The following is a 20,760-nucleotide window of genomic DNA, read 5'->3' as shown; positions in this document are numbered from 1 at the left end:
GCCAGCAAGACCGAAGAACTGAAGTCCACCATCGAGAGCGCGTTCGAGCGCCGCGCCGAACTGACGCCGGCGGAGATCGAAGGTTCCACCCGCACTGCGGTCGAACTGGCCATCGAAGGCCTGGAGAGCGGCAAGCTGCGCGTGGCCGAGCCCGACGGCAAGGGCGGCTGGAAGGTCAACGAGTGGTTGAAGAAAGCCGTGCTGCTGTACTTCCGCGTCAACGAGATGGAACTGGTGGAAGCCTATCCTGCGCCGTTCTGGGACAAGGTCGAGGCGCGCTTCGGCGCGTTCGACGAGAACGACTTCCGCAAGCTCGGCGTGCGCGTCGTTCCCGGTGCGATCGCACGCCGCGGCACGTACTTCGGCAAGGACGTGGTGCTGATGCCGAGCTTCGTCAACATCGGCGCCTACGTCGGCGAAGGCACGATGGTCGACACCTGGGCCACCGTCGGCTCGTGCGCGCAGATCGGCAAACACTGCCACCTGTCCGGCGGCGCCGGCATCGGCGGCGTGCTGGAGCCGCTGCAGGCCAGCCCGACGATCATCGAGGACCATTGCTTCATCGGCGCGCGTTCGGAAGTCGTCGAGGGGGTGGTGGTCGGCCATCACAGCGTCATCGGCATGGGCGTGTTCATCGGCCAGTCCACGCGCATCTACAACCGCGCGACGAAGGAAATCACCTACGGCTACGTGCCGCCGGGCAGCGTTGTCGTCTCCGGCTCGCTGCCGGCCGCCGACGGTTCGCACTCGCTGTACTGCGCGGTGATCGTCAAGCAGGTCGACGAGAAGACGCGCAGCAAGACCAGCGTCAACGAACTGCTGCGCGGATTGGCGGACTGACGCGACCATTGCCGGTTGGGCAGCGGCTCGTTGCCGCCGCTGTCTCGCGTCGATGCCCGTTCAACGCTCTTCCAGGATGCGTGGAGCGAGCTCAGAATCAAGATGGGTCCCAGCGTGCGCTGGGACGACGGCTCACGATATTGCGGAATCGATCACGCATGACCACCCTTTATGGTTTGAAGAACTGCGACACCTGCAAGAAGGCGACCAAATGGCTGGACCGCTTCGGCATCGCCTACACCTTCGTGGACTATCGCGATGACCGGCAGACGCCCGAGACGCTGAAGGCGTGGGCGGAGAAGGCGGGCGGCTGGGATGCGCTGATCAACAAGTCGTCGACCACCTGGCGGCAGCTGCCGGAGAACCGCAAGACGCCGGGTTCCGATGCGGAGTGGACGCTGCTGCTGAAGGAATATCCGCAGCTGATCCGCCGGCCTGTCGTCATCGGCGGCGCCGCGGGCTTTTCACAGGGCTTCAGCGACAATGGCTTCAAGAAGCAGTTCGGAGCCGAGTCGTGAGCGATGTGGTCGAGCTTTCCAGCGAACTGATCCGCCGTCATTCGGTGACGCCGGACGATGCGGGCTGCCAGCAGGTGCTGGCGACACGGCTGGCGCAATGGGGCTTCCAGTGCGAACACCTGCGCTTCGGCGACACCGACAACCTCTGGGCTACGCACGGCAGCGGCTCGCCGGTGCTGGTGCTGCTCGGCCACACGGACGTGGTGCCGCCGGGGCCGCTGTCCGCGTGGACCAGCGATCCCTTCGTGCCGACCGTGCGCGATGGAGTGCTCTACGGGCGCGGCACCGCCGACATGAAGTGCAGCGTGGCCGCGTGCACGATCGCGCTGGAGCGCTTCGTCGATGCGCATCCGGACCATCGGGGCACGGTCGCCCTGCTGGTCACGTCGGACGAGGAAGGGCCTGCGCACGATGGCGTGAAGAGGGTCGCCGAGCTGTTCCGCGAGCGCGGGCAGAAGATCGACTGGTGCATCACCGGCGAGCCGTCGTCGAAGGAGCAGCTGGGCGACCTGTTGCGCGTCGGTCGCCGCGGCACGCTCACCGGGACGCTGCAGGTGCATGGCGTGCAGGGGCATGTGGCGTATCCGCACAAGGCGCTCAACCCCATCCACAAGGCCCTGCCGGCGCTGGACGAATTGGCGGCGCGCCAGTGGGACGACGGCTACGAGAGCTTCCCGCCGACCAGCCTGCAGATCTCCAACATCAACGCGGGCACCGGCGCCAGCAACGTCATCCCGGGCGAACTGCAGGTCGTGTTCAACCTGCGCTTCAATCCCAGCTGGACGGCGGAACGACTGGAGCGGGAGATCGAGGGCATCTTCCGCAGGCACGGTCTGGAGTACAGCATCCAGTGGCTGCGCGGTGGCGAGCCGTTCTACACGCCGGAAGGCCACCTGCGCGCCACCGCGCGCGCGGTGCTGGGCGAATTCACCGGCGCGCCGCCCGAAGAGAGCACGGCCGGCGGCACGTCCGATGCGCGCTTCATCGCGCCGCTGGGTGCGGAGTGCATCGAGGTCGGGCCGGTCAACGCCAGCATCCACAAGGTCGACGAAAATATCCGCGTGAAGGATCTCGAGGCGCTGCCTGGCCTGTACCAGAAGCTGCTTGAGCGGCTGATGCTGCCGGTTCGCGCTGCTTTGTAGGAGCGCCCTCGGGCGCGATGCCTTTCACGCCCGTTCCTGAAAAGCATCGCGCCCGAGGGCGCTCCTACAGGGTCTTGGTGGTTGCAGGCGCAACTTTTACGGAGCTTGCCAAGTGCCGGTCTAAGCGGTTACGGTCGCTTCATGCCGTGCCGCACCGCCATCAACAACAACCGCAACAACCTGCGCCCGAACAATCGGACGCGGGCGATGCGGCTCTGCGACTAGGCAAGGAAAGACCTGCCGGATACCAGAAACCCGCATCGCGAGATGCGGGTTTCTTCGTTTCGGGCCTCCGCCACCGACCCTACCAGGAGCTTCCACCCATGTGTTCCATCTTCGGCATCTTCGGGCTGCAGCCCGGCGACGACATCCAGGCGCTGCGACGGCAGTCGCTGGAGCTTTCGCAGAAGCAGCGCCATCGCGGTCCCGACTGGAGCGGCGTGTACCACGACGACGGGGCCATCCTGGTGCACGAGCGCCTGGCCATCGTCGATCCTGCCGGCGGCTCGCAGCCCTTGCGTTCGTCCGACGGTGAACTGGTGCTGGCGGTCAATGGCGAGATCTACAACCATCGCGAGCTGAAGGCGGAACTGGCGCAGGACTACGCGTTCCAGACCGGCTCGGACTGCGAGGTCATCAACGCGTTGTACCGGGAAGACATGCCGGCTTCGTTCCTCAACCGGCTCAACGGCATCTTCGCGTTCGCGCTGTGGGACAGGGCGAAAGGACGCGTCCTGATCGCGCGTGATCCGATCGGCGTCTGCCCGTTGTACTGGGGGCACGACCGCGAGGGCCGCCTGTGCGTGGCCTCGGAGATGAAGGCGCTGGCGCCGATCTGCGCGGACGTGGCGCAGTTTCCGCCGGGGCATTACTACGAGGTCTCGACGGATGCGACGGACGGCGGGCCAAGGCCCGCTCTACGGAAGTACTACGAGAAGCCGTGGCGCGACTACGCTGCGGTCGAAGGTGTCGAGGTGGCGAAGCAGGAGCTGCGTGAGGCCTTCGAGCGTGCCGTGCATCGCCAGCTCATGACGGACGTGCCGTACGGCGTGCTGCTCTCCGGCGGGCTGGATTCGTCGCTGGTCGCGGCGGTGGCCGCGCGCTACGCACGCCATCGCATCGAAGACAACGATACGACGGAGGCCTGGTGGCCGCGGCTGCACTCGTTCGCCATCGGCCTGGAAGGCTCGCCGGACCTGGCCGCCGCCGAGGTCGCGGCGAAGGCGCTGGGCACGGTGCACCATGGCTTCACCTACACCTTCCAGGAAGGGCTCGACGCGATTCCGGAGGTGATCCGCCACATCGAGACCTACGATGTCACCACCATCCGCGCGTCCACGCCGATGTACCTGCTGGCGCGCCGGATCAAGGCGATGGGCGTGAAGATGGTGCTGTCGGGCGAGGGCAGCGACGAGATCTTCGGCGGCTACCTGTATTTCCACAAGGCGCCAAACGCGCGCGAGTTCCACGAGGAACTGGTGCGCAAGCTGGATGCACTGCACAACTACGACTGCCTGCGCGCGAACAAGTCGATGATGGCCTGGGGCGTGGAGCCGCGCGTCCCGTTCCTCGATGTCGAGTTCCTCGACGTGGCGATGAAGATGGACGCCCTGCACAAGATGATCGACAAGGGCAGCGCCGGCGCGCAGCGCATGGAGAAGGGCGTGCTGCGCGAGGCCTTCGAGGGTTATCTGCCGGAGTCGATCCTGTGGCGGCAGAAGGAGCAGTTCAGCGATGGCGTCGGCTACGGCTGGATCGACGGGCTGAAGGCGCATGCGGAAGCGCAGGTCAGTGACCGCGAACTGGCCGCCGCCGACAAGCGCTTCCCGGTCAATCCGCCGCAGACCAAGGAAGCGTATTTCTACCGCACGCTGTTCGAGCAGCACTATCCGGGCCAGGCCTGCGCCGAGACGGTGCCGGGCGGCAAGTCGATCGCCTGCTCGTCGCCGGCCGCCATCGCGTGGGATGCGAGCTTCGCGAAGATGGCCGATCCGTCCGGGCGTGCCGTGTCCGGCGTACACAACGCGGCGCTGTAGCCATTCGCCTTCTCCTCCGCTTGCGGGGAGAAGGTGGCCGACAGGCCGGATGAGGGGCGAGCGCTGCGAGTTCGCTGCGGTCTTCCACGGACCGAGCGGAGTGCCGGAGCCCCCTTCATCCACCCCGCATCAGGCATCGGGCATGCGCCGGACGCTGCCTACCCATCGCGTGCGAGGGAGCCGAGATGCATCAGGGGCGCAGCGTCAGCGTATGCCGCGCATCGCCCGGCAGGAACGGCGTCGGCCGCCCGTGCACCCAGTCGTCGTGTCCGGCGCCCCAGAACGGCGACATCGGGTGTCCGCTCTGGCCGCCCGGCATGTGGATGATGCCGTCGGCCTCGTGGCCGGGTGATACCACCATGCGCTGCGAGGCACCGAAGGACGGACCCTGCACGCGCGGCATGGCGCCGTCACCCGCGAGCGCTTCGCCCGGCATGCACAGCCTCGGCTTGAGGATGGCGGGCAGGGCGTTGGCCAGCGGGTGGCAGATCCTGGCGGTGTTGCGTTCGCCCCAGCGGCGCTCGGCCAGCGGACCCTGGCCGGCCAGGTCGTCGCGGACTTCCTTCGCCGCATCCTCCAGCAGCGCATCCCAGGTCGTGTAGCGGCGCGACAGCAGATGCGGCGGACGCTGTTCGAGCAGCGGCCACGCCACGCCTTCCAGTTGCGGCAGGTCGGGCATGACGAAGGCGTCGCCCAACGCCGCCTGCGCAGGCGCGGTCAGGCCGTCGGCGATGCGCGCGTGCACCGCCAGACGCCACGCGCGCACCAGGCGATAGCTCACCGAATCGACGCTGGCGACGCCTTCCCAGGTCTTGCCGGCGTCGGCGAGCGCCTTGATCGATGCGTTCGCCGGCTGTCGTTTGGCTTCGTCCTGCAGCAGCCGCCACCAGCGCTCGAGAAACAGGGCGCGGTCGTCGAGCTGGATGGCCAGGAGGTCCTTTTCGGTGAACTGTTCGTTGGCCAGCAGGCCGTCCCGGATCTGCTTCGCACGTGCGCCCAGTGCGTAGCCGCCATCGCCGACGCGGGCGAGGGCCGCGCCGTCCAGCACACGCGCGTTCGCCGTCCACAGGCGATGGTTGGCCGGCGAGGTCAGCACCGGCGAGAGTTGGCTGGAAATCACCCAGGGACTGCAGCTGCCGGGCGCCTGGGGTGAGGCATCGTCGGCGGGTGCGGCCGGCGCCCGTTCCAGCGTGTGCGCACACGACGCGGCCCGTGACGGCAGTGGTCCCAGGATGCGCCAGGCGATGCGGCCGTTGTGGTCGGCGATGACCAGGTTCTGCGCGGGGGTCGCCGTGCGTTGGGCCACCGACAAGGCGGCGGACAGGTCACCGGCGGTGGCGAAGTCGGCCAGACCGAAGTTCAGCGCGCCCGGCTGATGCGCGACCCAACGCAACGCGAGCGCGGGTTGGCCGCCTGCCGCCGCGTGGATGATCGGGCCGTAGCGTGTTTCCGGCACGTCCAGTGTCACGGGATCGTCGCCGGCGATACGGATGGTCTCGGCGTGGTGTTCGACGGCATCGCAGGTTTCGCTCGCGTCGTCCTGGCCGCAGGGCTTCACCGGATACCAGTCCGCCGTGTCCGCGTAACTGTTGGTGAAGCCCCATGCCACGTGACCGTTGCTGCCCACGATGATCGCCGGCAGGCCGGGCAGGCTGAAGCCGGACACATCGACCGTGCCGCCGGGCGCGTGCGGGTCCGGGTAGCGCAGGCGCACGCGGAACCAGAGATTGGGCGCGCGCAGGCCCAGATGCATGTCGTCGGCGACGATCGCGCGACCATCCGCCGTCAGTGCGCCGGCCACCGCCCAGTTGTTGCTGCCCGGCGTACCCTTGTCGGCCAGCCGCTGGTGCGAGTCGCCCTTCGGCATGGGCAACGTGCGCAGGTCGAGCTGGTCGGCGGTCGGCAAGGCGGCGTTGCCGCGCGGCTCGCCCTGCAGCGGCGCATCCCATTCGGTACCGTCATGGGTCAGCAGCGAATAAAGCTCGGGCGGCACCTGGCGACGGATCTTCCACAGGCCGAGCTCGCGCACGTTGTCCGCATCCTGCAGGTCGAAGTACATGGCATAGCCGGCCAGCGCGGAGTCGGCGACTTCCCACGGACGCGGCGACTGCCGCAGCAGCAGATACGGCCAGGGGCGCGTCTTCAAGGCGCCCAATCCCTGGTTCACGCCATCGGCGTAGGCCTGCAGCTGCGGCATCCGGTCGCCGGCGAATCCGTCGAGCGACGCGTCCACGCGTGCGCGCATGCGATGCATCCGGCGCGCCTTGTCCAGGTCCACCGCGACGGGGCCGAACAGTTCGGACAGTTCACCGGCGGAGCTGCGCCGCATCAGGTCCATTTCGAAGTAGCGTTCCTGCGCATGCACGAAGCCGAGTGCGCGTACGGCATCGGTTTCGCTGGCGGCGTCGATGGTCACCACCCCAAGCGCATCGCGCTGGACGGTGACCGGCGCGGACAGGCCCGTCAGTGGCCGCTCGCCGTCCAGGGCCGCCAGGCTGCCCCGCATCGACCACCACGCCGCCAGCAATGCCACGACAACCAGGGCCAACAGCAGCAGCGCGATGCGCCGGGTCCACTTCAGCATTGCGGAATCCTTGCGGGGAGGGCGTGGCGGGGTGGCCGGATTATTCCACGGAAGCCATGACCGCCACTGTCGCGCTGCAGCGACGAACGAGACTGATTCCGATTCGGTCATCGTCCGGAAGGATGGGGCATCATGCGCGCCTCGCCCCCGGAGCCGCGCCCATGAAAGGCCATCCCGACGTCGTCGATTACCTCAAGTTCCTGCTGCGCGGCGAACTGGCCGCCCGCGACCAGTACTTCATCCATTCGCGCCGTTACGAGGACCAGGGATTGAAGGCCCTGTTCCACCGCATCGACCACGAGATGCAGGAGGAGACCGAGCACGCCGACGCGCTGCTGCGCCGCATCCTGTTCCTGGAAGGCGATCCGGACATGCGGCCGGAGCCGTTCGTGGCCGGCAGGAAGGTGGAGGAGATGCTGCAGCGGGACCTCGAGGTCGAGTACGCGGTGCGGGCCAACCTAGCCAAGGGCGTGGGCATCTGCGAGCAGCACGGCGACTACGTCAGCCGCGAAATCCTGCTGGCCCAGCTGAAGGACACCGAGGAAGACCACGCGCACTGGCTCGAACAGCAGCTGGGCCTGATCAAGCGCCTCGGCATCGAGCTGTACCTGACCTCCAAGCTCGACGGCGAACCCGCCGCCGAATAACCGCTTCCCGTAGCGCCGAGCTTGCTCGGCTTTGCACGATAGCGATGCCGCTCGGATGAAAAGCAGCGGAGCGAGCTCCGCTCTACGAACGGCGGAGACGGTAGACCGCCGTCTCCAACGCACTCAGCCCTTCCTCCCGGAAGCGCGGCTCCTGGTCCAGGATGTCGCGCCGCTCCAGCAGCGTGTGCCGCCATGGCGCCGCGAACAGGCCTTCGACTTCGGCCTGCGCCACCGAGAACGGCGGCCCGGCCTTTTCCTCCTGGGGATACTCCAGCGTGATCAGCAGGCCCTGGCAGCCGGCCGGCAGGGCGGCATAGACCGTGTCGCGATAGCGCCGGCGCAGGTCGGGCGGCAGGGCGATCAGTGCGGCGCGGTCATAGACGCCGGCGACATCCGCCAGCAGCGCCGGCTCCAGGCCGAACGCATCGCCCAGGATGATCTCGATGGGGCCGGTGCTGAAGTGCTCGCCGTAGCGGCTGGTCGTCCGCGTAGGCTCCAGCCCGGCCTCGTCGAAGAACTGCGTCACCGCCAGCGGCGACAGCTCCACGCCCAGCACGCGATGGCCCTGCGCCGCCAGCCAGTGCATGTCCAGTGACTTGCCGCACAACGGCACCAGGACGCGCGACCCTTCCGGCAACTGCAGCGACGGCCAGTGCTTCTGCAGCAGCGGCATCACGTCATGACGGTGGAAGCCGATCTGGCCTTCCTGCCACCGCTGCAACCAGAAATCGGCGTCCATCAGCGCTCACTCCGCAGGAAAAAGAAGGATGAAACCAAAGCGTAGGGTCGAGCTTGCCCGACTCTGGCGCCCCTGATGCCGTGCGATGCAGCGGAGCAAGCTCCGCTCTACGGCTTTCTGCGGCAAGCCGATGGCGCAAACGCTGCTCTGAACGTGCGCCTTGCACGTCCCGCTACTGCACCTGCAGTCCATCCACCTTCTGCCGCGCCCCCTGAAAAACGGGCGGTGGCGATGACGAACGCGCCGCAGCGCGCCCGTCTGGTGAACTACTGGACCTCCAGCCCGTCGACCTTCTGCCACCCGCGCGGCAACAACCCACCCCGCGTCGCCCGCGCGCCGACATACTCGTCCAGGTCCTTGAACGACAGGCTCATCGTGCGCTGGCCGCTCCTGACCAGCAATGTCGCGCCCGGCGACACCGCGGCGATCGCGACCACGCGTTCGGTGCCCAGCTTGGCCTTCGGGATCTCGATGATCTTGTTGCCCTTGCCCTTGTCGAGTTCCGGCAGTTCGCTGACCGGGAAGGCCAGCAGGTGGCCGGCGCTGGTGACCGCGACGATGCGGTCGGTCGCGGTGTTGGGCACCTGCGCCGGTTGCAGCACGTTGGCGCCCGGCGTCAGGTTGAGCATCGCCTTGCCGGCCTTCTGGCGGCCGGTGAGGTTCTCGAAGCGGGTGACGAAGCCGTAGCCGTGCGACGACGCCAGTACGAAGCGGCTGTCGTTGTCGCCGCTGGCCAATGCCTGGAACGAAGCGCCTGCAGCCGGCGAGAAACGGCCGGTCAGCGGCTCGCCGTTGCCGCGCGCCGAGGGCAGCGTATGCACCGCGGTGGAATAGCTGCGGCCTTCCGAATCGAGGAAGGCCACCTGTTGCGTGCTGCGCGAGCGCACCGCGCCCAGCAGCCCGTCGCCGTCGCGGTACGACAGCGTGGACGCGTCCACGTCGTGGCCCTTGGCGGCGCGGATCCAGCCCTTTTCCGAGAGCACCACGGTCATCGGTTCACTGGCGACCAGTTCGGTTTCGTCCAGCGCCTGCGCGGCATCACGCTGCACCAGCGGCGACAGGCGGTCATCGCCGAACTTCTTCGCGTCGGCGGTCAGTTCGTCCTTGATCAGCTTCTTCAGCTTGGCCTTGGACTCCAGGATGCCGGCGATCTTCTCGCGCTCGGCCAGCAGTTCGTCCTGCTCGCCACGGATCTTCATCTCCTCGAGGCGCGCCAGCTGCTTGAGCTTGGTATCGAGGATGTAGTCGGCCTGCTCCTCGCTCAGCCCGAAGCGCGCGATCAGGGCGGCCTTCGGTTCGTCCTCGGTGCGGATGATGCGGATCACTTCATCCAGGTTGAGGAAGGCGACCAGCAGGCCCTCCAACAGGTGCAGGCGGCGATCGACCTTGTCCAGCCGGTGCTTCAGGCGGCGGGTGACGGTGTCGCTGCGGAACGCCAGCCATTCGGTCAGCAGCATCTTCAGGTTCTTGACCTGCGGACGGCCGTCCAGCCCGATGATGTTGAGGTTGACCCGGTAGCTCTTCTCCAGGTCGGTGGTGGCGAACAGGTGGCCCATCAGCTGTTCGGCATCCACGCGGCTGGAGCGCGGGATCAGCACGACGCGCACCGGATTGGCGTGGTCGGACTCGTCGCGGATGTCCTCCAGCCACGGCAGCTTCTTGGCGCGCATCTGCGCGGCGATCTGCTCGATCACCTTCGACGGCGACACCTGGTAGGGCAGGGCGTCGATGACGATGTTGGCGTTGTCCTTGCGCCACACGGCGCGCGCGCGGACGCTGCCGGTGCCGTTCTCGTACATCGCGCGCAGGTCGGACGTCGCGGTGATGATCTCCGCCTTCGTCGGATAGTCGGGGCCGCGCACGTGTTCGCACAGGTCGGCGACGGTGGCGTCCGGATCGTCGATCAGGCGGATGCAGGCGCTGACGATCTCGTTGAGGTTGTGCGGCGGCACGTCGGTCGCCATGCCGACGGCGATGCCGGTGGTGCCGTTGAGCAGCAGATGCGGCAGGCGCGCCGGCAGCCAGGTCGGCTCCTCCAGCGTGCCGTCGAAGTTAGGCGTCCAGTCCACCGTGCCCTGGCCCAGTTCGCCCAGCAGCACTTCGGCGATGGGGGTGAGCTTGGATTCGGTGTAGCGCATGGCCGCGAACGACTTGGGGTCGTCCGGCGAGCCGAAGTTGCCCTGGCCCTCGATCAGCGGATAGCGGTACGAGAACGGCTGGGCCATCAGCACCAGCGCTTCGTAGCAGGCGCTGTCGCCGTGCGGGTGGTACTTGCCGATCACGTCGCCGACGGTGCGGGCGGACTTCTTCGGCTTGGCGCCGGCGTTCAGGCCCAGCTCGCTCATCGAATAGACGATGCGCCGCTGCACCGGCTTCAGCCCGTCGCCGATGAAGGGCAGGGCGCGGTCCAGCACCACGTACATCGAATAGTCGAGGTAGGCGCGTTCGGCGTACTCGCGCAGCGGGATCTGTTCGAAACCGTGGAAGGTGGGGCGGATCGTCTCGGTCATTGCGGGCGCACGGTCTACGGGTCGGAAAACCCACCCATTCTACCCGTCGCCCCGTCTCAGCCGCCGATACTCGGCAGCAACGGCCCGTCCAGCCACAGCCAGCGCGCCAGCCAGGCCGTGGTGAGCGCGATCGCGGCGGTCAGCGGCACGCCGACCCGGAGGAAATCGCCGAACGTGTAGCGGCCGGGATTGAGGATCAGCAGGTTGCCGTGGTGGCCGATGGGGGTCAGGAATGACGCCACCGCGCCCATCGCCGTGCAGACGACGAACGGCACCGGGTTCAGATCCAGTCCGGTGGCCAGGGCCAGGGCGATGGGGGCGAGCAGGACGGTGGTGGCGGCGTCGGACAGGATCTGCGTGAGCAGCGCGGCGGTGGCGAACATCACCAGCAGCAGCACCAGCGGCGACCAGTGCGCCGCATGGTTCAACAACAGGTCGGCCACCAGCGCGGCGGTGCCGGTCTTCTCCATGGCGATGCCCAGCGGAATCACGCCGCCGATCATCACGAAGATGCGCACGTCGATCTCCTGGTACGCGCGCTCGATGTCCACGCAGCGCGTCAGCACCATGGCCACCGCGCCGGCGAGGAAGGCGATGTGCGGTGCCAGCGTCTCGGTCGCGGCCGCGGCCACGGCGGCTGCCATGATCGCCAGCGCCACCGGTGCGCGCCGCCGCGTCTTCTCCTGGCCACGGAACGGCATCAGCATCAGGAAGCCATGGTGGGTCGACAGCGGTTCCAGGTTCTGCTGCTGGCCCCAGAGCACCAGCAGGTCGCCTTCCTGCAGCACCATTTCCGAGAGTTCGCCGTGCAGCCAGCCCTCGCGGCGCCACAGGCCCACCACCACCACGCCGAGGTTCCGCAGGAAGTCGATGTCGGCCACGCTGCGGCCGATGAACTCGGAATGCGGCGCGACCACGGCCTGCACCAGCTGTTCCTCGCCCAACGCCTCGCTCTTGCCGTCCTCGCGCTTTTCGCCGTACTTGGCCACCGCGTGCAGCGCCAGCCCCGGCTCGTCGCGGATCGAGGCGATCTCGTCCGGCGACGCGCGCACCAGCAGCACATCGCCAGCCGCCAGGGTGCTGTCCAGGCGCTGGTTGCGGCGGCGCATGCCGTGGCGCAGCCAGTCCACCACCTGCAGGCGGTCGTCGAAGGTCTTCTCGAAGTCGCCGCGCGGTTTGCCGATCCACGGCGACCCGTCTTCCACCAGCAGTTCGGTGTAGTAGCGATCCAGCTTCAGATAGTCGCCCTGTGGTGTTTCGCCTTCGCGCTTGGGCACCAGCCAGCGCCCCAGCAGCATGTACACGGTGCCCAGCAGCACCAGCGCAATGCCGATCGGGGTGATGGCGAAGATGTCGAGCGCGGGCAGCCCGGCACGCTTGATCAGGTCGTTCGACAACAGGAACGCCGGCGCGCTGAACAGCGTCAGCGTGGTGCCGAGCGAGGCGGCCAGCGACATCGGCATCAGCAGGCGCGATGCGGCCAGCTTCTGCTCGCGCGCGATGCGCATCAGGATGGGCAGCATCATCGCCGTGACCATCACATGGTGCGAGAAGGCGGCCAGCGCCGCCGTCGCCGGCATGACCACGGCGATGGTGCGCCATTCGCTGCCCCCGGCCGCGCGCCCGATGCCGGCACCGATCCGCTCGGTGATGCCGGTGGCGGACAAGCCGGCCGACAGCACGAAGACCGCAGCGACGATGATGGCCGGTTCGCTGGCGAAGCCGGACAACGCCTCTTTCGGACCCAGGATGCCGGTCAGCGACAGCGCCAGCAGGCAGAGCATGGCCACCAGGTCGACGCGCAGCTTCTCGCTGATGAACAGCCCCAGCGTGATCGCCAGGATGATCAGGAAGAGGATCTGTTGGAACTCCATGCGCGCCCCGTGTCGAGAAATGCCGTACTGCCCGTGCTCAACAGCGTACTGCGGTCGCGTGCAGTGATGTGTGAGGCCCCTCCGGCGCGGTTCGCCGGCACGGGAAAACGAAAAACCCCCGCTTTCGCGAGGGTCTTCGTTGTGCGTGGTGCCCAGGAGAGGACTCGAACCTCCACGGTTTTACCCGCTAGTACCTGAAACTAGTGCGTCTACCAATTCCGCCACCTGGGCAGGTAAGCGAGGCGCGCATTTTGAGGACAGGGCCGGGGATTGTCAACGGTCCGTTCGCATGGGGGTGTTCAGGCGGGGTGTACCATGCCGCCATGACCAAGAAAACACCACGAAGCGGCGGCAACACGCCCGCAGGAAAAGGAAGCAAGCCGGGCGGTAATGCCGGCTCCCGCACGGGCGGCAAGTCGGGCAAGCCCGCGAAGAAGCCCCTGCCGCCATGGATGCCGGACGTGCCCGCGCGCGGTCCGTCCCGTCCGGCGGCGGGCGCGCCCCAGTCAAGACGGCACGGCGGCGGCTCCGCGCCACGTGCGGCCGGACGCTTCGTCGATCCGCATGCGCAGCGCGAAGCGCAGCGCTACGACCAGCCGATCGCCAGCCGCGAGGCCATCCTGGGCTTCCTCGAGGCGTCGGACGGTCCGCAGACGGCGGAGGAAATCGCCGGCCCGCTCGGACTGGAGGCGCCCGACCGGTTCGATGCGCTGACCAAGCGGCTGGGTGCCATGGTTCGCGACGGACAACTGGTGCAGAACCGCCGCGGCGGTTTCGCGCCGGTGCAGCAGACCGACCTGATCGCCGGCACGGTGATCGCCAATCCCGATGGCTTCGGCTTCCTGCGCCCGGACGCGGGCGGCGGCGACGACCTGTTCCTGCCGCCCTACGAAATGCGCAAGGTGATGCATGGCGACCGCGCACTGGCCAATGTCACCGGCATCGACCGGCGCGGCCGCCGCGAAGGCAGCATCGCGCGCGTGCTGGAGCGCGGCGTCACCCGCCTGATCGGGCGTTTCGGTTTCGAGGTCGGCATCGCCTACGTGGCGCCGGACGACAAGCGCATCCAGCGCAACGTGCAGATCCCGCAGGACGCCACCGGCGGTGCGCGCGACGGCCAACTCGTCGTCGTTGAACTGACGCAGGCGCCCGATGCGCGCCGCCCGCCCATCGGCAAGGTCATCGCGGTGCTGGGCGACAGCCTGACCCCGTCGCTGGTGGTCGAGGCCGCCATCCACGGCCACAACCTGCCGCACGAGTTCCCGCAGGAAGTGCTGGACGAAGCCACCGCGGTGCCGCTGGTGGTGGAGCCGGCGATGATCGGCAACCGCGTCGATCTGCGTTCGATGCCGCTGGTGACCATCGACGGCGCCGATGCCAAGGACTTCGACGATGCGGTGTATTGCGAAAGCAACCGCCAGGGCCTGCGGATGAAGAACCGCAGCGGCTATCGCCTGGTGGTGGCCATCGCCGACGTGTCGCACTACGTCCGCCCCGGTACGCCGCTGGACGACGAAGCGCAGAAGCGCGCGACCTCGGTGTACTTCCCGGGATTCGTGGTTCCGATGCTGCCGGAGACGCTGTCCAACGGCATCTGCTCGCTCAATCCGAACGTCGACCGCATGTGCTTCGTCTGCGACATGCAGGTCAACAGCGAGGGCGAAGTCACCCAGTCGAAGTTCTACGAGGCGGTGATGCGCTCGCACGCGCGCCTGACCTACGACCAGGTGTGGAAGGCCGTGGGCGAGAACGACGCCGAGTCGCGCGCATCGATCGGCGCGCTGCTGCCGCACGTCGAGCGCCTGCACGAGCTGTACGGCCTGCTGGCGAAGGCCCGCGGGAATCGCGGCGCGATCGAGTTCGAGACCTCGGAAGTCCGGTTCGAGCTGGACAATCGCGGTGAAGTTGCGCAGGCCGGCATGCTGCAACGGAACGACGCGCACAAGCTGATCGAGGAATGCATGATCGCGGCCAACGTCGAGGCCGCGCGCTACCTGTTGGGTGCCCGCGTGCCCGCCCCGTACCGCGTGCATGACCGTCCGCCGGAATCGAAGTACGCGGATCTGCTCGAGTTCCTGAAGGAGTTCAAGCTGAGCCTGCCGGCCTGGTCGAAGGTGCAGCCGCGCGATTTCACCCAGTTGCTGAAGAAGATCCGTGAGCGTCCCGACGTCGCGCTGCTGGAATCGGTGGTGCTGCGCAGCCAGAGCCTGGCGGTGTACTCGCCGGATAACGCCGGCCACTTCGGCTTGGCATTGGACGCCTACGCCCACTTCACCTCGCCGATCCGCCGGTATCCCGACCTGCTGGTGCACCGGGCCATCAAGCACGCGCTGGCCAAGGGCAAGCCGGAGAAATTCCTGTATTCGGCGCACGAAATGGCGGCGCTGGCGCTGCAGTGTTCGGAGCGCGCGCGCCGCGCTGACGAAGCCGAGCGCGAAGTCGACGAACGCTACCGGGCGGCCTGGATGGAGCAGCACGTCGGCGGGCAGTTCGATGGCGTCATCAGTGGCGTCACCAGCTTCGGCCTGTTCGTGGAGCTGGACCAGTCCAAGGTCAACGGCCTGGTCCACGTGACCCAGCTGCCGCAGGACTATTACCACTTCGATCCGCTGCGCAAGACGCTGTCGGGCGAGCGTCGCGGCATGTCGTTCCGTCTGGGCGACCGGGTGCGCATCATCGTGCTGAAGGCCAGCCTGGAGGAGCGCAAGATCGACTTCCGCCTGGTCGAGGACAAGACCGCGGACAGCGGCCTGCCGCCGCCGCCGCGCGGCCAGCCGGCGAAGCGTACGAAGAAGAAGTATTGATTCAGATCCGTCATCCCGGCGAAGGCCGGGACCCAGTGTCTTCGGCTTCTATCGTAGTGTCCGAGCACAGGCGTCATCGCAATGAAAACGAAAGTCGCTGGGTCCCGGCCTTCGCCGGGATGACGGCGTTGGTTTACTTGTTTTCCCTTGCCTGATGGGAGAGAGCATGTCTTCCGAAATCCACACCGGCGGTTGCCAATGCGGTGCGATCCGCTTCCGTGTCACCGGCGAGCTGAAGGACGCGTCGGTCTGCCACTGCCGCATGTGCCAGAAGGCGTTCGGTGCGTACTACGCGCCGCTGGTGTCCACGCGTGGCGCTCTGCTGGAATGGACGCGCGGTGAGCCGAAACGGTTCCGGTCGTCCAACGTGGTGCAGCGTGGTTTCTGCGCCGACTGCGGCACGCCGCTGACCTACGAGGCGCCCGATGGTGTGGCACTGGCGGCCGGAGCCTTCGACGATCCGGCCGGGCTGGCGCCATGGGTGCAGTACGGCATCGAGGGCAAGCTGCCCTACGTGGATGGCCTGTCCGCACTGCCGCAGCGGCGCACCGAGGAGGACGAGGCGGCCGCAGCGTTCCTGGCCGGCGTGGTGTCCTTCCAGCACCCGGACCATGACACGGGCGCGTGGCCGCCGCGCTGAGCGGCCGCCCGGTGCGATAATGCGGGCCTTTCCAGGGCGGCCGTAGAGCGCATGAGCAAGCAGAACCAGTGGATCGTCGGCGTCAACGCGGTGGCCTCGGCCGTCGAGAACGACGCCGACAACGTGCGCGAGATCCTGGTCGAGGGCGGCAGTAAGAACGCGCGCCTGACCGAGATCGAGGAGAACGCGCGCCGCAAGGGTATCGACGTGCGTCGCGTCACCGGCCAGGCGCTGGATGGCGTGGCCGGTTCGCTGCGCCACCAGGGCGTGGCCGCGCGCTATGCCGCCGCGCCGACCTGGGACGAGAACGAACTGCAGGGCCTGGTGGAAGCCGCCGAAGGCAAGGCGCTGCTGCTGGTGCTCGATGGCGTGCAGGATCCGCACAACCTCGGCGCCTGCCTGCGCAGCGCGGCGGCGGCCGGCGTCACCGCGGTGATCATTCCCAAGGACAAGTCGGTCGGCGTCAACGCCACCGTGCGCAAGACCTCGGCCGGCGCCGCCGACCGCATTCCGGTGGTGCAGGTCACCAACCTGTCGCGCTGCCTGCGCGACCTGCAGCAGATGGGCGTGTGGATCTACGGCCTGGCCGGTGAAGCCACGGCCTCGCTCTACGCCACCGACCTGCGCGGCAACGTGGCCCTGGCGCTGGGCGGCGAAGCGGACGGCCTGCGCCGGCTGACCCGTGAACACTGCGACGGACTGGTGAAGATCCCCATGCCCGGCGACATCGAGAGTCTCAACGTGTCGGTCGCCGCCGGCATCACGCTGTTCGAGGCCGTCCGCCAGCGCCAGTGACCAGGAACGCCGCATGAGCAGGGAACGCCGCATGATCGTCCGCCTCATTGTCGCCGCGTGGCTGATCGCGTGTTCGTTCTCCGCCTTCGCGAAGGACGAAGCGCGCGTCCGGGCGCGCGACCTCGGCGTGGCGCCGGGCATCTTCTCCCCCGGTACGCACAACGCGATCACCGATGTCGCCGGTGTGCGCGTCGGTCAGGTGACGCTGAAGCACGGCGAGACGGTACGCACCGGCGTCACCGCCATCCTGCCGCACGGCGGCAACGTCTACCGCTCGCGCGTGCCGGCGGCCGTGCATGTCGGCAACGGCTTCGGCAAGTTCATCGGCAGCACCCAGGTCAACGAGCTGGGCGAACTGGAAACGCCCATCCTGCTGACCTGCACCCTGTGCGTCTGGAAGGCCGCCGATGCGATGGTGGAGTGGATGCTGGCCAAACCCGACATGCAGCAGGTGCGTTCGCTCAACGTGGTGGTCGGCGAGACCAACGACGGCGGGCTCAACGACATCCGTGCCCGTCCGGTCACCGCCGACGCCGTGCATCGCGCGCTCGAATCCGCGACCGATGGCCCCGTGCAGGAAGGCAGCGTCGGCGCCGGCACCGGCACGGTGGCGTTCGGCTGGAAAGGCGGTATCGGCACGTCGTCGCGCAAGCTTCCGGCCTCGCTCGGCGGGTGGACCGTCGGCGTGCTGGTGCAGAGCAATTTCGGTGGCGTGCTGCAGGTGTCGGGCGCGCCGGTCGGGCGTGACCTGGACCGGTACGCGTTCCAGCACGCGCTCGCCGCACAGGCCGATGGCGACCACGGTCCGGCGGACGATCGCGGCGATGGCTCGATCATCATCGTCATCGCTACCGATGCGCCGTTGGGCGACCGCAACCTGCGTCGCGTGGCCTCGCGCGCCATGATGGGCCTGGGCCGCACCGGCAGTTCGGCGTCCAACGGCAGCGGCGACTACATCCTCGCGTTTTCCACCGCGGACGCGGTGCGGCGTGCCTTCGATGCGCCGCGGCTGCAGACGTCGGAGCTGGCCAACGAACAGATGAGCGCGGTGTTCCAGGCCAGCGTGGAGGCGGTGGAAGAGGCGATCTACAACGCGATCTTCATGGCGACCACGGTCAGCGGCAACGGCGAGACCGTCGAGGCGATTCCGCTGGATCGCGTGCGGGAGAGCCTGCTGCGGCACGGGATCGCACCGCCCGGGGAGTGATCGACCCGCCGAATCAGCCCAGCGGCTTCGGCCACATGTTCACGATGTTGCAGAACAGGCGCGCGGTCTGCTCGGCGTCGTAGACGGCCGAATGCGCATCGTCGGCGTTCCAGTCGAAGCCCGCCGCCTGCACCGCGCGGGCGAGCACGGTCTGGCCGTAGGCCACGCCGGCCAGCGTCACGGTGTCGAACACGCTGAAGGGATGGAACGGGTTGCGCTTGTGCGCCACGCGGCCGACCGCGGCGTTGAGGAAGTTGAGGTCGAAGTGCGCGTTGTGGCCGACCAGGATCGCGCGCTGGCAACCGTGCTTCTTCACCGCCGCGCGTACCGCCGCGAACACGTGGTCGAGCGCGTCCTTTTCGTGCTTGGCGAAACGGAACGGATGATCCAGGTCGATGCCGGTGACTTCCAGCGACTTCGGATCGATCTCGGTGCCCGGCGCCGGATGCAGGTGCACGCTGGACGTCGTACCGCAGACCAGCAGACCGTTCTCGTCCAGGTCCAGCGGCACGGCCGCCAACTCCAGCAGGGCGTGCCGGTTCCAGTCGAAGCCACCGGTCTCCACGTCCACCACCACGGGCAGGTAGCCGCGGAAGCGCTGGGCCATGGGGGTGATGCGGACGGGTTCGGCGGCGTTCTCCATGGGGGGAAGGGTAGCAGAGGGCGTGGGTGCTTCCTCGGCTGGGAGCCCAACCGCGATCCGGATTCTTCTTGTGGGAGCGACGTCAGTCGCGACGGGGCAATGCAGGCTGTCAGACGATCGCGACTGACGTCGCTCCCACATGTCAGATCCGGGGGGCGGTACCCAGCAGCGTGCCTTCCTCGCGCATGCGCGACAGCATCGCCGCGCCCTGTTCGACGAAGGCGGGGATGTCGTCCACGCCTGCTTCCGCCGCCAGCTGCCGCACCGCATCGCCACCGCTGCGACCGCCTTCGCTCAGCAGTTCGACCAGCCGGTAGACCAGTGGCGAGATCGCCGCGAAGCGCACCTGGTGTTCCGCATCCCGACGCACGAGCAGCAGCGTCGGTTCGACCGGCGGTGCGTCGGGCTGGAAGTCCGGACCGATCCGGTGCACCGGCCACCGGTAGGCCAGCGCCCACGCGAAGGGCGAGACGACCGGTTCGCCCGCCAGCAGGTCGCCGTGCGGGTCATGAGGTGGCACGGGATCGTCGGCGATCTGCAGCGCCAGCTCGACCCATTCGTAGTGCGCCAGTTCGCGCAGCCAGGGAGGCAGGGCGTCGTCGTGGCGCGTTTCCAGGTAGCGGATGAACTCGCGCGCGATTTCCGGGAACAGCTGCGTCTGGCTGCGGTGACCGGCATAGAACTGCCGCACCAGCACGCGCCATGCGTCCTCGCCGAGGGTCTTGCGGATCACCGGGAAGTTGCCGGCGAGCAGGCCTTCGATGTTGTTGAAGAACAGGTCGCGGTAGATCGCCAGCCGCCGTTCCTCGATACCCGGCGGCGGCGTGTGCGATGACGGATCGCGCAGGTGGCGCGCCAGGGCGAACTGCTGGTCGCGTAGCGTGTCAGCCACGCGCGGCCTGCGCTGCGGCATCTGCGTGGTGCACCGCCTGCAGCTGGCGGATGCGCTGCAGTTCGGCGCACAGGTCGGCCAGTGGCGGGAAGTTGAAATCGCGCTCCAGCAGCGTGGGACGCACGCCATGCGTGGCATAGGCCTGCGACAGAAGCGACCACACGTCGTCCCTCACCGGCGCGCCATGCGTATCGACCTTCAGGTCGTCGGATTCGTCGTAATGGCCGGCGATGTGGTAAGACGCGATCCGCGCCGACGGCATCCGCTCGAGGAAGGCGCGTGCGTCGTAGCCGTGGTTAATCGCGTTGACGAAGATGTTGTTGACGTCCAGCAGCAGGTCGCAGTCGGCTTCCTCCAGCACGGCGGTGACGAAGTCGGCTTCGTCCATCGCCTGGTACGGGGCGGCGTAGTAGGAGACGTTCTCCACCGCGATCCGCCGGCCCAGCGCGTCCTGTGCCTGGCGGATGCGCGCGGCGACGTGGTGCACGGCCTCCTCGGTGAACGGGATCGGCATCAGGTCGTACAGATGGCCGTCGTCGGTGCAGTAGCTGAGGTGTTCGCTGTAGAGCGACACGTTGTACCGGTCGAGGAAGCGCCGGGTGCGGGCGAGGAAGGTGTCGTCCAGCGGCGTCACGCCGCCCAGCGACAGCGACAGGCCATGGCAGGTGATCGGGTGGCGGGACGACAGCGCATGCAGTGCTTCGCCATGGCGGCCGCCCACGCCGATCCAGTTGTCCGGTGCGCACTCGAGGAAGTCGAAGGCGCCCGCCGGGGCGTCCAGCAGGTCATCGAGCAGGGCGCGTCGCAGGCCGAGACCGGCCGAGGCGGAGGGCAGGGACGTTGTCATGGGCGCAGGATGCGGATCCCGGCACGGTGCCGGGATCCGCGG

Annotated in this window: 15 protein-coding genes, 1 tRNA gene and 1 pseudogene; 9 read left to right on the top strand and 8 right to left on the bottom strand. The window is 68.0% G+C overall.

What is annotated here, in order from left to right:
• Positions 1–12: 12 nt before the first annotated feature.
• From dapD to asnB, 4 genes and pseudogenes are all read left to right on the top strand, one after another.
• Positions 13–840: pseudogene (gene dapD, locus VGN58_RS11750) on the top strand (2,3,4,5-tetrahydropyridine-2,6-dicarboxylate N-succinyltransferase); the annotation flags it as partial.
• Positions 841–998: 158 nt separating this feature from the next.
• Positions 999–1,358 carry a Spx/MgsR family RNA polymerase-binding regulatory protein gene (locus VGN58_RS11745; protein ID WP_327483403.1) on the top strand — a complete coding sequence of 120 codons (360 nt, stop codon included), beginning with the start codon at positions 999–1,001 and terminating at the stop codon, positions 1,356–1,358.
• The gene (dapE, locus tag VGN58_RS11740) at positions 1,355–2,500 is read left to right on the top strand and encodes a succinyl-diaminopimelate desuccinylase (protein ID WP_327483402.1); all 1,146 of its coding nucleotides are present in this window, start codon (positions 1,355–1,357) and stop codon (positions 2,498–2,500) included. Before VGN58_RS11745 ends, dapE begins: the two co-directional genes overlap by 4 nt.
• Positions 2,501–2,823: 323 nt before the next feature.
• Positions 2,824–4,536, top strand: a complete 1,713-nt coding sequence (asnB, locus tag VGN58_RS11735) for an asparagine synthase B (RefSeq protein WP_327483401.1) — start codon at positions 2,824–2,826, stop codon at positions 4,534–4,536.
• 190 nt (positions 4,537–4,726) lie between these two features.
• Here asnB and VGN58_RS11730 read toward each other — a convergent pair whose 3' ends face one another.
• Entirely contained in the window at positions 4,727–7,120 is a 2,394-nt protein-coding gene (locus VGN58_RS11730; RefSeq protein WP_327483400.1) for a penicillin acylase family protein, read from the bottom strand.
• A gap of 161 nt (positions 7,121–7,281) precedes the next feature.
• Here VGN58_RS11730 and bfr point away from each other — a divergent pair, with 161 nt between their 5' ends.
• A complete protein-coding gene (bfr, locus tag VGN58_RS11725; protein WP_327483399.1) occupies positions 7,282–7,767 on the top strand; it encodes a bacterioferritin in 486 nt (161 codons plus the stop codon).
• An 82-nt stretch (positions 7,768–7,849) separates the two neighbouring features.
• Here bfr and VGN58_RS11720 read toward each other — a convergent pair whose 3' ends face one another.
• The 4 genes from VGN58_RS11720 to VGN58_RS11705 all read right to left on the bottom strand — a co-directional run bounded on the left by VGN58_RS11720 (position 7,850) and on the right by VGN58_RS11705 (position 13,121).
• Positions 7,850–8,506, bottom strand: a complete 657-nt coding sequence (locus VGN58_RS11720; protein ID WP_327483398.1) for a thiopurine S-methyltransferase — start codon at positions 8,504–8,506, stop codon at positions 7,850–7,852.
• Positions 8,507–8,772: 266 nt separating this feature from the next.
• Positions 8,773–11,016: a DNA topoisomerase IV subunit A gene (gene parC / locus VGN58_RS11715; RefSeq protein ID WP_327483397.1), complete on the bottom strand. Its 2,244-nt coding sequence runs from the start codon at positions 11,014–11,016 to the stop codon at positions 8,773–8,775.
• Between the two features lie 56 nt (positions 11,017–11,072).
• Entirely contained in the window at positions 11,073–12,890 is a 1,818-nt protein-coding gene (locus VGN58_RS11710; RefSeq protein ID WP_327483396.1) for an SLC13 family permease, read from the bottom strand.
• A 146-nt stretch (positions 12,891–13,036) separates the two neighbouring features.
• A tRNA-Leu gene (locus tag VGN58_RS11705) sits at positions 13,037–13,121 on the bottom strand.
• 92 nt (positions 13,122–13,213) lie between these two features.
• Between VGN58_RS11705 and rnr the strand changes: the two genes are divergently transcribed.
• The 4 genes from rnr to VGN58_RS11685 all read left to right on the top strand — a co-directional run bounded on the left by rnr (position 13,214) and on the right by VGN58_RS11685 (position 18,336).
• On the top strand, positions 13,214–15,694 hold the full coding sequence (gene rnr / locus VGN58_RS11700; RefSeq protein ID WP_327483395.1) for a ribonuclease R: 2,481 nt from the start codon (positions 13,214–13,216) through the stop codon (positions 15,692–15,694).
• Between the two features lie 166 nt (positions 15,695–15,860).
• On the top strand, positions 15,861–16,334 hold the full coding sequence (locus VGN58_RS11695; protein ID WP_327483394.1) for a GFA family protein: 474 nt from the start codon (positions 15,861–15,863) through the stop codon (positions 16,332–16,334).
• Positions 16,335–16,385: 51 nt separating this feature from the next.
• Positions 16,386–17,129 carry a 23S rRNA (guanosine(2251)-2'-O)-methyltransferase RlmB gene (gene rlmB, locus VGN58_RS11690; RefSeq protein WP_327483393.1) on the top strand — a complete coding sequence of 248 codons (744 nt, stop codon included), beginning with the start codon at positions 16,386–16,388 and terminating at the stop codon, positions 17,127–17,129.
• A gap of 13 nt (positions 17,130–17,142) precedes the next feature.
• Positions 17,143–18,336, top strand: a complete 1,194-nt coding sequence (locus VGN58_RS11685; RefSeq protein WP_327483392.1) for a P1 family peptidase — start codon at positions 17,143–17,145, stop codon at positions 18,334–18,336.
• Between the two features lie 13 nt (positions 18,337–18,349).
• Here VGN58_RS11685 and rnt read toward each other — a convergent pair whose 3' ends face one another.
• From rnt to VGN58_RS11670, 3 genes are all read right to left on the bottom strand, one after another.
• A complete protein-coding gene (rnt, locus tag VGN58_RS11680) occupies positions 18,350–18,979 on the bottom strand; it encodes a ribonuclease T (protein WP_327483391.1) in 630 nt (209 codons plus the stop codon).
• Positions 18,980–19,121: 142 nt separating this feature from the next.
• Entirely contained in the window at positions 19,122–19,871 is a 750-nt protein-coding gene (locus VGN58_RS11675) for a DNA-binding domain-containing protein (protein WP_327483390.1), read from the bottom strand.
• On the bottom strand, positions 19,864–20,718 hold the full coding sequence (locus tag VGN58_RS11670; protein ID WP_327483389.1) for a DUF692 domain-containing protein: 855 nt from the start codon (positions 20,716–20,718) through the stop codon (positions 19,864–19,866). The genes VGN58_RS11675 and VGN58_RS11670 overlap by 8 nt, the downstream gene beginning before the upstream one ends.
• Positions 20,719–20,760: the final 42 nt, after the last annotated feature.

It is taken from the genome of Pseudoxanthomonas sp. (genome assembly GCF_035999195.1).
In the GTDB taxonomy this organism is placed as follows: domain Bacteria; phylum Pseudomonadota; class Gammaproteobacteria; order Xanthomonadales; family Xanthomonadaceae; genus Pseudoxanthomonas_A.
Note: the sequence above shows the minus strand (reverse complement) of the source record. Positions and strands in the feature narration are given on the sequence as shown.

Coding starts and splice junctions, on each gene's coding strand:
- VGN58_RS11685 (WP_327483392.1), top strand. CDS start 17,143: ATGAGCAGGGAACGCCGCATGATCGTCCGCCTCATTGTCGCCGCGTGG.
- VGN58_RS11730 (WP_327483400.1), bottom strand. CDS start 7,120: ATGCTGAAGTGGACCCGGCGCATCGCGCTGCTGCTGTTGGCCCTGGTT.
- VGN58_RS11720 (WP_327483398.1), bottom strand. CDS start 8,506: ATGGACGCCGATTTCTGGTTGCAGCGGTGGCAGGAAGGCCAGATCGGC.
- bfr (WP_327483399.1), top strand. CDS start 7,282: ATGAAAGGCCATCCCGACGTCGTCGATTACCTCAAGTTCCTGCTGCGC.
- parC (WP_327483397.1), bottom strand. CDS start 11,016: ATGACCGAGACGATCCGCCCCACCTTCCACGGTTTCGAACAGATCCCG.
- VGN58_RS11695 (WP_327483394.1), top strand. CDS start 15,861: ATGTCTTCCGAAATCCACACCGGCGGTTGCCAATGCGGTGCGATCCGC.
- rnt (WP_327483391.1), bottom strand. CDS start 18,979: ATGGAGAACGCCGCCGAACCCGTCCGCATCACCCCCATGGCCCAGCGC.
- VGN58_RS11745 (WP_327483403.1), top strand. CDS start 999: ATGACCACCCTTTATGGTTTGAAGAACTGCGACACCTGCAAGAAGGCG.
- rnr (WP_327483395.1), top strand. CDS start 13,214: ATGACCAAGAAAACACCACGAAGCGGCGGCAACACGCCCGCAGGAAAA.
- VGN58_RS11670 (WP_327483389.1), bottom strand. CDS start 20,718: ATGACAACGTCCCTGCCCTCCGCCTCGGCCGGTCTCGGCCTGCGACGC.
- VGN58_RS11710 (WP_327483396.1), bottom strand. CDS start 12,890: ATGGAGTTCCAACAGATCCTCTTCCTGATCATCCTGGCGATCACGCTG.
- rlmB (WP_327483393.1), top strand. CDS start 16,386: ATGAGCAAGCAGAACCAGTGGATCGTCGGCGTCAACGCGGTGGCCTCG.
- asnB (WP_327483401.1), top strand. CDS start 2,824: ATGTGTTCCATCTTCGGCATCTTCGGGCTGCAGCCCGGCGACGACATC.